This window comes from Halomonas sp. HL-93 (assembly GCF_900086985.1).
Lineage (GTDB): Bacteria > Pseudomonadota > Gammaproteobacteria > Pseudomonadales > Halomonadaceae > Vreelandella.
Map to the genome: position 1 here is coordinate 3,643,155 of NZ_LT593974.1, position 14,047 is coordinate 3,657,201.

General features: G+C 56.7%; 12 protein-coding genes. 4 read left to right on the forward strand and 8 right to left on the reverse strand.

What is annotated here, in order from left to right:
* Positions 1-10 precede the first annotated feature (10 nt).
* Positions 11-2,011: an ATP-dependent zinc metalloprotease FtsH gene (gene ftsH, locus GA0071314_RS16825; protein WP_074397699.1), complete on the reverse strand. Its 2,001-nt coding sequence runs from the start codon at positions 2,009-2,011 to the stop codon at positions 11-13.
* A gap of 205 nt (positions 2,012-2,216) precedes the next feature.
* Positions 2,217-2,864, reverse strand: a complete 648-nt coding sequence (gene rlmE, locus GA0071314_RS16830; RefSeq protein ID WP_074397700.1) for a 23S rRNA (uridine(2552)-2'-O)-methyltransferase RlmE — start codon at positions 2,862-2,864, stop codon at positions 2,217-2,219.
* Between the two features lie 114 nt (positions 2,865-2,978).
* On the opposite strand from rlmE, the gene yhbY reads away from it, so the two are divergent.
* Positions 2,979-3,305, forward strand: coding sequence for a ribosome assembly RNA-binding protein YhbY (yhbY, locus tag GA0071314_RS16835; RefSeq protein WP_074397701.1), 327 nt, complete (start codon positions 2,979-2,981; stop codon positions 3,303-3,305).
* Positions 3,306-3,413: 108 nt separating this feature from the next.
* Here yhbY and greA read toward each other — a convergent pair whose 3' ends face one another.
* The 5 genes from greA to GA0071314_RS16860 all read right to left on the reverse strand — a co-directional run bounded on the left by greA (position 3,414) and on the right by GA0071314_RS16860 (position 9,884).
* Positions 3,414-3,890, reverse strand: coding sequence for a transcription elongation factor GreA (gene greA, locus GA0071314_RS16840; RefSeq protein ID WP_074397702.1), 477 nt, complete (start codon positions 3,888-3,890; stop codon positions 3,414-3,416).
* Complete coding sequence (carB, locus tag GA0071314_RS16845) at positions 3,887-7,117, reverse strand: carbamoyl-phosphate synthase large subunit (RefSeq protein ID WP_074397703.1); 3,231 nt, start codon at positions 7,115-7,117, stop codon at positions 3,887-3,889. The genes greA and carB overlap by 4 nt, the downstream gene beginning before the upstream one ends.
* 60 nt (positions 7,118-7,177) lie before the next feature.
* On the reverse strand, positions 7,178-8,323 hold the full coding sequence (carA, locus tag GA0071314_RS16850) for a glutamine-hydrolyzing carbamoyl-phosphate synthase small subunit (protein WP_172822139.1): 1,146 nt from the start codon (positions 8,321-8,323) through the stop codon (positions 7,178-7,180).
* Positions 8,324-8,696: 373 nt separating this feature from the next.
* The gene (gene dapB, locus GA0071314_RS16855) at positions 8,697-9,503 is read right to left on the reverse strand and encodes a 4-hydroxy-tetrahydrodipicolinate reductase (RefSeq protein ID WP_074397705.1); all 807 of its coding nucleotides are present in this window, start codon (positions 9,501-9,503) and stop codon (positions 8,697-8,699) included.
* Positions 9,504-9,602: 99 nt separating this feature from the next.
* A complete protein-coding gene (locus GA0071314_RS16860) occupies positions 9,603-9,884 on the reverse strand; it encodes a DUF2218 domain-containing protein (protein ID WP_074397706.1) in 282 nt (93 codons plus the stop codon).
* Between the two features lie 288 nt (positions 9,885-10,172).
* Here GA0071314_RS16860 and GA0071314_RS16865 point away from each other — a divergent pair, with 288 nt between their 5' ends.
* Genes GA0071314_RS16865 through GA0071314_RS16875 form a run of 3 tightly spaced genes read left to right on the forward strand, consistent with a single transcriptional unit; the run spans position 10,173 to position 13,103 of the window.
* Positions 10,173-11,300: an ABC transporter substrate-binding protein gene (locus GA0071314_RS16865; protein ID WP_074397707.1), complete on the forward strand. Its 1,128-nt coding sequence runs from the start codon at positions 10,173-10,175 to the stop codon at positions 11,298-11,300.
* Positions 11,290-12,360 (forward strand): FecCD family ABC transporter permease, encoded by a 1,071-nt coding sequence (locus GA0071314_RS16870; protein ID WP_074397708.1) that lies wholly within the window; start codon positions 11,290-11,292, stop codon positions 12,358-12,360. The genes GA0071314_RS16865 and GA0071314_RS16870 overlap by 11 nt, the downstream gene beginning before the upstream one ends.
* Positions 12,354-13,103, forward strand: a complete 750-nt coding sequence (locus tag GA0071314_RS16875) for an ABC transporter ATP-binding protein (protein WP_074397709.1) — start codon at positions 12,354-12,356, stop codon at positions 13,101-13,103. Before GA0071314_RS16870 ends, GA0071314_RS16875 begins: the two co-directional genes overlap by 7 nt.
* On the opposite strand, the gene GA0071314_RS16880 is transcribed toward GA0071314_RS16875, so the two are convergent.
* The gene (locus tag GA0071314_RS16880) at positions 13,081-13,980 is read right to left on the reverse strand and encodes a DMT family transporter (RefSeq protein ID WP_074397710.1); all 900 of its coding nucleotides are present in this window, start codon (positions 13,978-13,980) and stop codon (positions 13,081-13,083) included. The two genes, GA0071314_RS16875 and GA0071314_RS16880, sit on opposite strands and share 23 nt — an antisense overlap.
* Positions 13,981-14,047 lie beyond the last annotated feature (67 nt).

Sequence of the window (14,047 nt, forward strand, 5' to 3'; positions counted from 1 at the left end):
CAAGATCGCATTAAGAGCCCGCGGGGCCTCCTAGTGGATCAGAAGGCCGGCGGCGCGGCTCTTCGTCATCCGCATCACCGTCATCGCCCGAGGCGTCACTATCACGTGAGTCAGTCGGCGATGCCGCTGGCTGGTCATCTGTTGCGGGCGTTCCACCGCCTGGTGAATCACCATCATTCCAGCCTTCCGGCGGACGAGGCTCGCGGCCATCCATAATATCTTTCAGCTGGTCGGCGTCGATGGTTTCGTATTTCATCAGCGCCTCCGCCATCGCGTCGAGCTTATCGCGGTTGTCAGTCAGAATTTGGCGGGCCTGCTCATAGCAATCATCGATAATCTTGCGAACTTCTTTATCGAGGCGAGTCGTGGTTTCGCCAGACTTCATCTTGGAGCCACCCTGACCAGGGCCGCCGAGGAACTGATGGGACTCATCCTCGTCGTACATGATCGGGCCCATTTCATCCGAGAGTCCCCACTTCGCGACCATGTTATGGGCAAGCTCAGTGGCACGCTTGATATCGTTGGACGCACCGGTGGTCACACCGTTTGGTCCAAGCGTCATCTCTTCAGCAATACGCCCCCCAAACAGCGAGCATATCTGGCTGAGAATCTGCTGGCGTGACAGGCTATAGCGGTCTTCTTCGGGCAAGAACATGGTGACACCCAGCGCGCGGCCGCGGGGAATAATCGTCACTTTGTAGACCGGATCATGATCGGGCGCGACCAAGCCGATAATGGCGTGACCCGACTCATGGTAAGCCGTATTGAGCTTTTCTTTATCGGTCATGACCATGGATTTGCGCTCAGCGCCCATCATGATCTTGTCCTTGGCTAAATCAAGCTCCTCCATACCCACGAGGCGTTTGTTGCGACGGGCGGCAAACAAGGCGGCCTCATTGACCAAATTGGCCAAATCGGCACCCGAGAAGCCAGGCGTACCACGGGCAATCAACTGCGGCTTAACGTCATCTCCTAGCGGCACTTTGCGCAAGTGCACACCCAGGATGTGCTCGCGGCCCCGGATATCCGGTAAGCCAACGGTGACCTGGCGGTCAAAGCGCCCAGGGCGCAATAACGCAGGGTCGAGCACATCCGGGCGGTTGGTCGCGGCAATCACGATGACGCCTTCATTGGCTTCAAAACCGTCCATTTCGACCAGCAACTGGTTGAGCGTCTGCTCGCGCTCGTCGTTACCGCCACCCATGCCAGCACCGCGTGAGCGACCTACCGCATCGATTTCGTCGATAAAGATAATGCACGGCGCCTGTTTCTTGGCCTGCTCGAACATGTCGCGAACACGTGACGCGCCGACACCCACAAACATTTCCACGAAGTCGGAGCCGGAGATAGAGAAAAACGGCACTTTCGCTTCGCCCGAAATAGACTTGGCAAGCAGCGTTTTACCGGTACCCGGAGGCCCCACCATCAGTACGCCACGCGGAATCGTACCGCCCAGACGCTGGAACTTGGTGGGGTCGCGCAGGAAGTCGACCAGCTCTTCTACCTCTTCTTTGGCTTCGTCACAGCCAGCAACATCAGCAAAGGTGGTTTTGATCTGATCTTGAGAGAGCAATTTGGCTTTGGACTTACCAAAGCTCATCGGGCCGCCTTTACCACCGCCGGCGCCACCCTGCATTTGACGCATGAAAAACATGAAGATCGCCAAAATAAGCAGGATCGGGAAGCTGGCAATCAGCAGACGCGTCCAGATGCTTTGCTGCTCGGGCTCTTTACCGATTACCGTCACGTCATTGCTCAGCAGATCATCCATTAGCTTGGGATCTTCTGCCGCCGGACGAATGGTCTGGAACTGTGAACCATCGTTACGCTCGCCCAAGATGGTGTAACCATCAATGGTGACGTTGCGCACACGATTATCTTGCACTTGCTCGACAAACTGCGTGTAGTTCATCGACTCGGGCGCACTTTCGGTACTGAAATTGTTGAACACTGTCAGCAGGACGGCCGCGATGACCAACCATAAGATCAGGTTCTTTGCCATATCGTTCAAGGGGCTACCCTCATTACAAGAATCCGTCAGTTAAACCTAATGGTGAGACCTTACACCAGCACCAAGCGTTCAACCATTGCCAAGGCGTATAATGCCTTGGGCCATCTATGCCACGCTCGCCTTTACGGCGCAATGTGACACACTTTGCAACTGTCTGTCTGGCTATTGCGGTGATAAATCTTGGCGATAGACCGTTCGACGCTGATTAACCACGAAACCCCTCCGCTAACAGATAGACCTCTCGAGAACGCGCTCGAGATGCACTGGGTTTACGTGTAACGACACGCTTAAAATCGTTACGCAACTCTTTTAAATAGCTGTCGAAGCCTTCGCCTTGGAACACCTTTACGAGTAACTGCCCGCCAGGCGAGAGCGTTTCCCGAGCCAGTTCAAGGGCCAACTCCACCAGGTACATGGCTTGCGGCTGATCGATCGCCGCCATACCACTCATATTGGGGGCCATGTCCGACATAACAAGGTCTACCGGGCGATTATCCAAGTGCTTAAGGATCGCATTAAGTACCGTCTCTTCGGTGAAGTCACCCTGGATAAACGCCACATCCGCCAAGCTATCCATCTCGAGAATATCGGAAGCGATCAACATACCGTGCTCGCCGACTTTTTCAGCGGCAATTTGACTCCACCCGCCTGGCGCCGCGCCAAGGTCAATGACCGTCATGCCTGGGCGAAGCAGCTTATCTTTGTCATCGATTTCAAGCAGCTTATAGCTTGCCCGTGAGCGATAACCATCCTGCCAGCTCTGTTTGACATAGGGATCGTCAAAATGCTCTTTCATCCAGCTCGCGCTGGTTTTGCTTGATGACCGTTTGCGGCCAGGAGGCGTTTGCTGCATGAAAAATTCTAACACTGGAAGATGCGATGGGCGCTTTCACACGATGCCTTTCACTCGGTGGCGTTTCACCGTAAGATGGAACGTTAAGCGCAAACTGGGATACCGCAAGATACCATGAGCTTGTCACAGGCACAAAAGAAAGCATTTCGCAGCATTGGTCACCACCTAAATCCGGTCGTCACCGTTTCCGAAAACGGCGTCTCCGATAATTTACTTGCTGAACTTGACCGTGCGCTCAGAGACCATGAGCTCATCAAGGTAAAGCTGGCAATGCCGGAGCGCGACGAGCGGGCCGCCATGCTGGATGAGCTTATCAACGATAGCCAATCAGAACTGGTGCAAACCATCGGCAAAATGGCGCTGCTTTACCGCCATAACCCTCAAGTGAACCCTAAGCTTTCGAATATTAAACGCTTCGAGAACCACCACGGCCGCCACTAAACGTTACGCAACTAAGTCGCCGCCCTGATGATTAAAGCCCGCGACATCGTGTCGCGGGCTTTTTGCGCTTGGCCATACCCTAAAGAGCGACTCCAGGGCCACATAGCCCTAGAGGTGCTCGACACTACCGATTTCGTACTCGACATCACCGCCAGGTGTTTTGACCACCACCACGTCACCTTCCTCTTTACCGATGAGCGCGCGCGCAATCGGTGAGGTCACGGAAATACGCCCCGACTTAATGTCAGCCTCGTCTTCACCAACGATACGGTAAGAGACCTGAGCGTCCGTATCTAAGTTAAGCAGCGACACGGTCACGCCAAAAATTACTTTCCCGGTCTTGGGTAGCTTGGTGACATCAATCACCTGGGCACCCGAGAGCTTGCTTTCAATCTCTTGGATACGCCCTTCGATAAACCCTTGCTGTTCACGCGCAGCATGATACTCGGCATTTTCTTTAAGGTCGCCGTGCTCACGTGCCTCAGCAATCGCCGCAATCACCTGCGGGCGCGCTTCGCCCTTAAGATGACTCAGTTCATCACGAAGACTTTTTTCGCCCGCTACCGTCATCGGGACCTTATTCATTGACTTGCTCCTGCATGCAGATCCTGAAGGCGCCGCACCGTAATCTCCCGACCGTACTCCAGCGCCATGCAAACAGCATTAGCGCCCGCCAAGGTGGTCGCATAGGGCACCTTGCGCGCGAGAGCAGTACGGCGAATGACCGAAGAGTCGTTAATGGCTTGGCGACCTTCGGTTGTGTTCACAATGTAGGCGATTTCGTCGTTCTTAAGCAGATCGACGATATGGGGACGACCTTCGTAGACTTTATTGACGTGCTCCACTGCCAAGCCAGCTGCTTCGAGGGCAGCTGCCGTGCCACGCGTTGCACAAAGAGTAAAACCTAATGTTAGCAGAGAACGGGCCACTTCGATAATCCCCTGCTTATCTGGCTCTCGTACCGAGAGAAACGCTTTGCGCTCGCCGGTTAATGCAGGAATCGCCTCACCCGCCCCCAGCTGCGCTTTAAAGAACGCTTCGGCAAAAGTATCGCCAGAGCCCATGACTTCGCCAGTCGACTTCATCTCAGGCGAGAGAATCGGATCCACCCCCTGGAATTTATTGAACGGGAACACCGCTTCTTTAACGCTATAGAAGTGCGGCACGATTTCACGTTCAAAGCCCTGCTCGGCCAGGGTCTTGCCTGCCATGCAGCGAGCGGCAATCTGTGCCAGCGAGGTACCAATGCACTTCGAGACAAAGGGCACGGTACGCGACGCGCGAGGGTTCACTTCAATCACGTAGATCTCGCCATCCTGCCAGGCCATTTGCACGTTCATTAAGCCTTTGACACCTAGCTCGACGGCCATCTTTTTGACCTGCTCGCGCATCTCATCCTGCACGTCGGCGGGCAGCGAGTAGGGCGGCAGCGAACACGCGGAGTCACCGGAGTGAACGCCCGCTTGCTCAACGTGCTGCATGATGCCGCCGATCACTACCTGCTGACCGTCGGAGACCGCGTCGATATCAATCTCCACCGCCGCACTCAAAAAGTGATCCAACAGTACCGGCGAGTCATTAGAGACTTTCACCGCATTGATCATGTAATTCTCGAGCTCGGAAGCGTCATAGACGATCTCCATCGCCCGACCACCGAGTACGTAACTGGGGCGCACCACCAGCGGGTAGCCAATCGCCTCGGCTTTGGCGAAGGCTTCGTCAAAGCTACGCGCCGTGGCGTTGGGCGGCTGCTTCAAACCGAGCTTGTCGATCATTTGTTGAAAACGTTCGCGGTCTTCGGCCCGGTCGATGGCATCCGGCGTGGTGCCGATAATCGGCACGCCAGCGGCTTCCAGCTCGCGGGCCAGTTTCAGCGGCGTTTGCCCCCCAAACTGGACAATCACGCCCACCGGCTTCTCTTTGTCGGCGATTTCCAGCACGTCTTCCAACGTCACCGGCTCGAAGTAGAGACGATCAGAGGTGTCGTAATCGGTGGAGACCGTTTCCGGGTTGCAGTTGACCATGATGGTTTCATAGCCATCGTCGTGCATGGCAAACGCCGCGTGCACGCAGCAGTAATCAAACTCGATCCCCTGCCCGATCCGGTTGGGGCCGCCGCCCAGCACCATGATTTTTTGACGGTCAGAGACGTCTGCCTCGCACTCTTCTTCATAGGTGGAGTACATGTAGGCAGTATCCGAGGCGAACTCCGCCGCACAGGTATCCACGCGCTTATAGACCGGTCGAATGCCTGCGGCCTGACGGGTCTGACGAAACTCTTTTTCGGTCACGTTCAGCAGCTTGGCCAGGCGCGCATCGCCGAAGCCCTTGCGCTTGAGCTGATAGAGCTCACGGGCTGAGAAATCGGCCAGCGAACGCTTGGCAACGGCATTTTCAGTCAGCACCAGATCTTCAAGCTGCACCAGGAACCAGCGGTCAATATTGGTCAGCGCAAACACATCATCGACACTCATTCCAGCGCGCATGGCGTCAGCTACATAGAAAATACGCTCAGCGCCGGCCGCCTGAAGCTCGCCCTGAATAATCGCCATGTTATCCGGCGTGAAGTCGCTGATGATCGGGTCAAGGCCGTCGTTGCCGGTTTCCATACCGCGCAGCGCTTTTTGCAGCGACTCTTGGAAGGTACGGCCAATCGCCATCACCTCGCCCACCGACTTCATTTGGGTCGTTAGGCGATCATTGGCCTGGGGGAATTTTTCAAAGGTAAAGCGCGGAATCTTGGTAACCACGTAGTCGATGGACGGCTCAAACGATGCGGGGGTGCGACCACCGGTAATATCGTTCTGCAGCTCATCCAGCGTATAGCCCACTGCCAGCTTGGCGGCGATCTTGGCAATCGGGAAACCAGTGGCTTTCGAGGCCAGCGCCGACGAGCGTGACACCCGCGGATTCATTTCGATAACCACCAAGCGGCCGGTTTGCGGATCCATGCCAAACTGTACGTTGGAGCCGCCGGTCTCCACGCCAATCTCGCGCAGTACCGCGAGGCTGGCGTCACGCATGATCTGATACTCTTTATCGGTCAGCGTTTGTGCCGGGGCCACAGTGATGGAGTCACCGGTGTGCACGCCCATGGGGTCGAAGTTCTCAATCGCACAGACGATGATGCAGTTGTCGTTCTTATCCCGCACCACTTCCATCTCGTACTCTTTCCAACCCAGCAGCGACTCGTCGATCAGCAGCTCGTGGTTATTGGAGAGTTCGAAACCGCGGGTGCAGATTTCCTCGAATTCTTCCTTGTTGTACGCCACGCCGCCGCCGGAGCCGCCCATGGTGTAAGAAGGACGAATAATCGTTGGAAAGCCCAACTCATCCTGAATTTCCCACGCCTCATCCATGCTATGCGCAACTTTCGCCTTCGGGCATTCAAGCCCAATACGCTTCATGGCCTGATCAAACAGGTCACGATCTTCGGCCATGTTAATCGCATCGGCGTTGGCACCAATCATCTCGACGCCGTACTTTTCCAGCACGCCATGCTTTTCCAGGTCGAGCGCACAGTTCAGTGCGGTCTGGCCACCCATGGTAGGCAGAATAGCGTCTGGCCGCTCAGCCTCAATAATCTTTTCCACCGCCTGCCAGGTGATTGGTTCGATGTAGGTGGCGTCGGCCATGGCCGGGTCGGTCATGATGGTGGCCGGGTTGGAGTTGACCAACACAACCCGGAAGCCCTCCTCGCGCAGCGCTTTACACGCCTGGGCGCCGGAGTAATCGAATTCGCAGGCCTGGCCGATGACAATCGGGCCAGCGCCAATGATCAAAATAGTGTTGATGTCGGTACGCTTAGGCATAACGGTTCCCGCAAAAAATGGGTGACGAAGAGCGACAAAAGACGGCGATGTGCGGCTAGGTTAACGTCGCGCCTGCATCATGGTGATAAAGCGATCAAACAACGGCGCCACATCACGCGGTCCGGGGCTGGCTTCCGGGTGGCCCTGAAAGCTAAACGCCGGTCGGTCGGTGCGCTCAATCCCCTGCAAGGTGCCGTCAAACAGCGAACGGTGCGTTGCGCGCACGTTAGCAGGCAAGGTCGCTTCATCCGCTGCGAACCCATGGTTTTGGCTGGTGATCATCACCGTCCCAGTATCCAGGTCCTGCACGGGATGATTGGCACCGTGGTGACCATGGCTCATCTTGACGGTTTTTGCCCCCGAGGCCAGCGCCAGAAGTTGATGCCCCAAGCAAATACCAAACACCGGAATATCGGTTTCCAGCACGTCCTGGATGGCCGTGATCGCGTAATCACATGGCTCGGGATCACCGGGGCCGTTGGCCAGGAAGACGCCATCAGGGTTCATCGCCAGCACCTCAGCGGCGGGCGTTTGCGCGGGCACAACCGTCAGGCGGCAGCCGCGAGCGGCCAGCATGCGCAGAATGTTGAATTTCACCCCGTAATCGAACGCCACCACATGATAGGGCCGCTCGGTCTGTGCGGCATCTGCATAACCTTCACCCAGCGCCCACTCACCCTCAGACCACTCATAGGCTTCTTTACACGACACTTCTTTGGCCAGATCCATGCCCTTCAGCCCAGGAAACGCCTTAGCCGCTGCCAATGCCTGCTCTACCGCGCCGTCGCCTTCAGCGTCAGCGCCCGCCAAAATCGCGCCGTTCTGCGCGCCCTTATCGCGCAAGATGCGCGTTAAGCGGCGGGTGTCGATATCGGCAATGCCCAGCACGTTTTGGCTTTTCAGGTAGTCCGACAACGACTGCTCAGAGCGGAAGCTGCTGGCCATGAGTGGCAAATCACGAATCACCAAGCCCGCTGCGGCAATCGAGGCGGATTCAACGTCTTCGCTGTTAACGCCGGTGTTGCCAATATGGGGGTAAGTAAGCGTGACAATTTGACGAGTATAGGAGGGGTCGGTGAGGATTTCTTGATAGCCGGTCATGGCCGTATTGAACACCACCTCACCGCTTGTGACCCCCTCCGCACCAATGGCGGTTCCGTGAAACACGCTGCCATCTTCCAGGGCCAATATCGCGGGTTTGCTCAATGCGGGGTTATTCAAAACAAGGTCCTCCCATGCTGGTGGGAGCCTGTGGGCGCAGGCTCGGCAATTTCTTCATTATCCACGACGCGGTTAGTAAAACTCAGGTCGTAAAAAAGCGGGACGAAGCCGACAGTAAAAAATCGGTTTCATCCCGCTTGTTGTTCTCTTCCATGACTGACCGCCATGGCGCAGTAACTAGCTGCCTATTTCGCTAACCTAAGACCAGTGCAACAAGCGCGGTGCTTTCTCCACAGACATTCGCTGCAGATATTTTGCTACGTAGCGGCAGCCACTCGGCCAAAATTTTTGGAATGTTACAGGAATTTTAGACCTAAGACTACCCCTTAATGATGGGCTGCTTGAGCATTGCCACCGCTCAATCTAAGCCCAGCACATCCTGCATATCGTAACGGCCGCACTCTTTCCCCGCGACCCAGCGCGCTGCGCGCACCGCGCCTTTGGCAAAGGTCATGCGACTGGACGCTTTATGGGTGATTTCGATACGTTCGCCCTCGGTGGCAAACATCACCGTGTGCTCGCCGACAATATCCCCTGCGCGCACGGTGGCAAAGCCAATCTCTTTATCGGTGCGCGGCCCGCATTGCCCCACCCGCTCGAACACGCCATGTTCTTTTAACGTGCGATCCAGGCTTTTTGCGACCACTTCCCCCATTTTGATCGCGGTGCCGGAGGGGGCATCGACCTTATGGCGGTGATGGGACTCAATCACTTCAATATCATAGCCTTCATCGCCCAGCGCTTTAGCAGCGGTTTCCAATAGCTTGAGCGTCAGGTTCACCCCCACGCTCATATTGGGCGCAAATACCATGGCGACGCGATCGCGAAAGCTATCCAGTTGAGCCAGCTCATCATCATTCATACCGGTGGTGCCAATCACGATGCGTTTGCCGTGCTCGGCGCAAAACGCCAGATTCGCCAAGGTAACCCGAGGCGCGGTGAAGTCGATCAGCACGTCAAAGTTGTCAACGATAGCCTCAAGCGAATCCACCGCTACAACGCCACGTTTGCCAACGCCCGCCAACTCGCCAATATCAGCACCTGCCAGGGAGCTGCCTGGCTCAACGATACCGCCCGCCAGCGTAGCGTCAGCCTCTTGTTCTACAGCATTAACCAGCGTGCGGCCCATCCGGCCAGCGACGCCTACAATGGCAACTCGGGTCATCGAAACTCCTGCGCTTGCGTCTTTCAGCATCAAAGTGGATATCAAACGTGGCCGCGATTATAGCAGACCCGCGGCGGGAATCCGCGCCGTCGGGGTCGACTAGTTTTCCCAGACGATAACCAGCGCTTCATCACCGGCCATCCGCACCAGATGGCGCTCCACCACGCCTTCCAATTCATCCAGATGGCCTTCTTCAAGCGTCTCGATCGCCACCGTTAATGTTTCGTCACCGGCTCGCATCAGGCAAGTGCCCGAACTAAATGTAATTTTGGCTTCTTGTTCAGATTGCTCGACCTCAAGCTTATGCGACCAGTGCTTGCACAAGCGATTAATTAAGCGTTCGCCAGAAGGCGTTGCGATTTCAGCACGGGATAGAGGCATGCCGCTTTCTCCATAGAAGTAGCGAGTGAGTACCTACCAGCCTAATGCGCACTGGGATAAGAGCCAAGCAACGAATGGGCTTTCAGTGCAACAGCGTGTTCACGGGCATGCTTATACACAACGAGCCCCACCTTGAGAGACATATCGACAGACCCAGGCGTTTAAGCAATAATGGCGCCCTTGAGAATGCGAATTATACGCACAACGTGGTTTATTACTGGCCATCCGCCAGGCTGGCGCTTTTACCCACTCCACTCACTTGTTACTTATCCGGTTATGAAGGTAATTATGGCTGCCCACTTTTCCAAACTGTTGCTGGGCGCGGTCTCCGTTTTGAGCTGCGCCGCCGCTGTCGCCGACGACATCACCGTGACCGACGTCGCTGGCCGCGACGTTACCCTGGACGCCCCAGCGGAACGGGTCATTTTAGGCGAGGGCAGGCAGATTTATCTGCTGGGGTTATTAGAGCCGGAAGATCCCTTTGCCCATGTAGTGGGCTGGCGGGAGGACTTTTCCCAGGCGGACCCCGATAACTATGCGCGCTACGCCGAACGCTTTCCGGAAATCGACGACCTGCCCACCTTCGGCGGGTTCAAGGACGGCACCTTCGATGTCGAGCAGGCGGCTTCTCTCACGCCCGATGTCGTGCTGATGAATATCGAGGCCAAAGCCGCCACCGAAGACGCCGGCTACGACGACAAGCTGGCCGAGTTGGACATTCCCATTGTCTACGTGGATTTTCGTGAGGATCCCATCGAAAACACCATTCCCTCGATGCGCATCATTGGCGAGCTGATGGGCGATGAAGCCGCCGCCGAGGACTTTATCGCGTTTGCGGAAGAGCAGATGGCACGGGTAACCGATGTTATTGCTAAAGCCGACCCCGAGCGCCCCAGTGTGTTTATCGACCGGGCGGGCGGCTACTCCGACGAGTGCTGCATGAGCTTCGGCCCGGCCAATTTCGGCGAATATGTCACCCTGGCGGGCGGCAGCAACATTGCCGCGGACATTATCCCCGACAGTTTTGGCAACCTGAATCCTGAACAGATCATTGCCGCTGATCCGGAGCACATGGTGGTAACCGGCGGCAACTGGGATGCCTACGTGCCAGGCGGCGACTGGGTGGGCATGGGCCCAGGGGCAGACATGGATAAAGCCCGTGAAAAGCTCGACGCCCTCACTGAACGCACGGCCATGACCGGCATACACGCGGTCGAGGTGGATAATGTCCACGCTATCTGGCACCAGTTCTACAATAGTCCCTATTACTTCGTGGCGGTTCAGCAGTTAGCCAAATGGCTACATCCGCAGTTGTTTGAAGACCTGGAACCGGAAGCCACTATGCGTGAGCTGCACGACCGCTTTTTACCCATCGACTACGAACCCGGTTACTGGGTGTCATTAAATGACGAGTGAAACCATGACGGCAGCGCCCGCCCCACAGGGGCGCGCTTTCTATCGTAGCCAAGTGTTTCGTCGCCAGATGATTCTGGCAGCGCTGGTGGTCGCACTATTTTTCAGTCTATGCGTTGACCTAGCCCTTGGCCCGGCACGCTACAGCCTGGGCGAAGTCGTTACCGCCTTGTTCACCCCAGATAACGTCAGCCAGCAGGCACGCGTCATTCTCTGGGAGATACGCATGCCGGTGGCCCTGATGGCACTGGTTGTGGGCGCCAGTCTCTCGGTGGCCGGAGCTCAGATGCAAACCATCCTGAGCAACCCGCTGGCCAGCCCGTTTACCCTGGGAATTTCGGCTGGAGCAAGTTTTGGTGCAGCGTTAGGGCTCGCTTTTGGTGTCGCGCTGGTGCCTGCCGCCATTGAGTTTGTGGTGCCCATCAACGCCTTCATAATGGCCATGTTCACAGCGTTCTTAATTCATGCCTTAAGCCTTAAGCGCGGTGTGACGGTAGAAACCATTGTGCTACTGGGCATCGCCATGGTGTTCATCTTCAACTCGCTGATGTCGCTGATTCAGTTCTTTGCCAGCCAAGAGGCCGTGTCCGCGGTAGTGTTTTGGACCATGGGCAGCCTGACCAAAGCGACCTGGCCGAAATTCTGGATCGCGCTGAGCGTATTGGCCATGGTGATACCACTGCTTGCGCGTCACGGCTGGGCGCTCACCGCCATGCGACTGGGCGACGCCAAAGCCGAAAGCATGGGCGTGAATCCGCGCTCGCTGCGCCTGGAAGTGCTGGTACTGGTATCGTTGCTTGCGGCTATTGCCGTCGCGTTTGTCGGCACCATCGGGTTTATTGGCTTGGTGGGGCCGCATATTGCGCGCCTTATGCTCGGCGAGGACCAGCGCTTCTTCTTGCCAGGCTCAGCGCTGTGTGGCGCACTGATTCTGTCGGTTGGCTCGGTGATTTCCAAAATCATTATTCCGGGCACCATTATTCCCATTGGCATCATTACGTCTCTCGTTGGGATTCCCTTCTTTCTGTTTCTCGTGCTTAACCACAAGAAGGCATCATGGTAACCCTACAGCTGAATCGCGTTTCCGCCCGCTACGGGCGGCGTTCCATTATCCAAGACATCACCACCCCGCGCTTTCAGGGTGGGCAAGTGGTGGCCCTGCTTGGCCCTAATGCCGCAGGCAAATCCACCTTATTTCGCCGCATCCTGGGTCTATTAAAAGGTGAAGGCGAGGTGGTCATCAGCGGTACAAGCGCCGAGCGCCCCGTGGCCTACATGCCCCAAGACACAGGGGCGAAAGCAGTGCTAACGGTATATGAATCAGTGCTGTTGGCGCGCATGCAAGGGCGCAGCCTAAAAGTCCAGGGCGAAGATTTAGCACAGGTTGACCGTGCATTAGATGAGCTGAATATCGCCACATTGGGCGAACGCGATATTGGCGACCTTAGCGGCGGGCAGCGCCAACTGGTCAGCGCCGCCCAAGCGTTGGTGCAGGAGCCCGAGATTCTGATGCTGGACGAGCCCACCTCAGCGCTCGACCTGAATCGCCAAATTAGCCTGCTGAGCGTACTGCGGCGGCTAGCCGACGAGCGGCAAATGCTCATCCTGGTAGCACTGCATGACCTGGGGCATGCGCTGCGCTTTACCGATGCATCCATGGTGCTTGAACACGGTCGTCTAATTGCCTGCGGTCCCACGGCGGACGTGATTACGCCTGCACTGCTGCAGTCCGTTTACCGAGTAAACGCGCGCATTGAGCCCTGCTCAAAAGGCAGCCCGCAGCTTATCGTCGAAGAAGCCATCTAAACCGCCTTCCTTCCATGGCGGCGAGTGCCACGCCGCTTAACATCAGCGGCAGTGCAAGTAGGAAACCACTAGAGACAGGTATTCCGAACAACACCCAATCCGCCAATACCGGCCAAACCAATGCTATATACTCAAATGGCGCCAAGCGCGATGCTTCCGCATTGCGCAACGCCAGCGTCATCGCGATATGCGCCGCGCCGCCAAACAGGCCTGACAACACCAGCAACCCAAACTCTTCTGGGCTAAGCGCCGCCCAGCCCATCGGTAGCGTTGCCAGGCCTGCCAGCGACGACACCAGTATAAAATAGAAGGCGATAGCACCTGCCGTTTCCGTACGTGAAATCCGCCGCACGGTAAGCAGCGCCCCTGCCGTTAACAACGCGCTAAGCGCCCCTAACGCATAGCCCGGCAATTGCCCACCCGCCTCGTCCGCTTCCAACCCAGGCAGCACTAATACCGCCATACCTAAGAGCGCAAACACAATGGCACCGGCACGATGGAGCGAAAACCGCTCGCCCAATAGCAAAACCCCACCAACGGCCATGAACACCGGCGTTAACTGGGCGAGCAACGTAGCCTCGGCAACCGGCAATAGCGCGACCGCCCCAAAGGACGCGAACATCGCCGCCGCCCCCAAGCCAGAGCGCAACGCATGCCCCAGCGGGCGACGCGTTGCCAGCCCGCGAGGAAACTCCCGGCGCAGGGCAAGAAATACCACTATGGGCAACAGCGCAAACAGCGAGCGGAAAAATACCGACTGGCCCACCGGCACAACGTCACTGACCGCCTTGATGCTCACCAACATGCCGGTAAATAGCACACCAGAGAGAATCCTAAGCAAAATACCTTTAGTGGGCCTCTCCTGGAGGTTATCCATCGTGTACAGCACTCCCTAAACAGCAAAAACCCCCGGGCGAACCGAGGGTTTTTGAACCAAGCACCTA

Excerpts from the sequence above, each read along its gene's own strand:
- rlmE (WP_074397700.1), bottom strand. The coding sequence starts at position 2,864 with ATGCAGCAAACGCCTCCTGGCCGCAAACGGTCATCAAGCAAAACCAGC.
- yhbY (WP_074397701.1), top strand. The coding sequence starts at position 2,979 with ATGAGCTTGTCACAGGCACAAAAGAAAGCATTTCGCAGCATTGGTCAC.
- greA (WP_074397702.1), bottom strand. The coding sequence starts at position 3,890 with ATGAATAAGGTCCCGATGACGGTAGCGGGCGAAAAAAGTCTTCGTGAT.
- carB (WP_074397703.1), bottom strand. The coding sequence starts at position 7,117 with ATGCCTAAGCGTACCGACATCAACACTATTTTGATCATTGGCGCTGGC.
- dapB (WP_074397705.1), bottom strand. The coding sequence starts at position 9,503 with ATGACCCGAGTTGCCATTGTAGGCGTCGCTGGCCGGATGGGCCGCACG.
- GA0071314_RS16860 (WP_074397706.1), bottom strand. The coding sequence starts at position 9,884 with ATGCCTCTATCCCGTGCTGAAATCGCAACGCCTTCTGGCGAACGCTTA.
- GA0071314_RS16865 (WP_074397707.1), top strand. The coding sequence starts at position 10,173 with ATGGCTGCCCACTTTTCCAAACTGTTGCTGGGCGCGGTCTCCGTTTTG.
- GA0071314_RS16870 (WP_074397708.1), top strand. The coding sequence starts at position 11,290 with ATGACGAGTGAAACCATGACGGCAGCGCCCGCCCCACAGGGGCGCGCT.
- GA0071314_RS16875 (WP_074397709.1), top strand. The coding sequence starts at position 12,354 with ATGGTAACCCTACAGCTGAATCGCGTTTCCGCCCGCTACGGGCGGCGT.
- GA0071314_RS16880 (WP_074397710.1), bottom strand. The coding sequence starts at position 13,980 with ATGGATAACCTCCAGGAGAGGCCCACTAAAGGTATTTTGCTTAGGATT.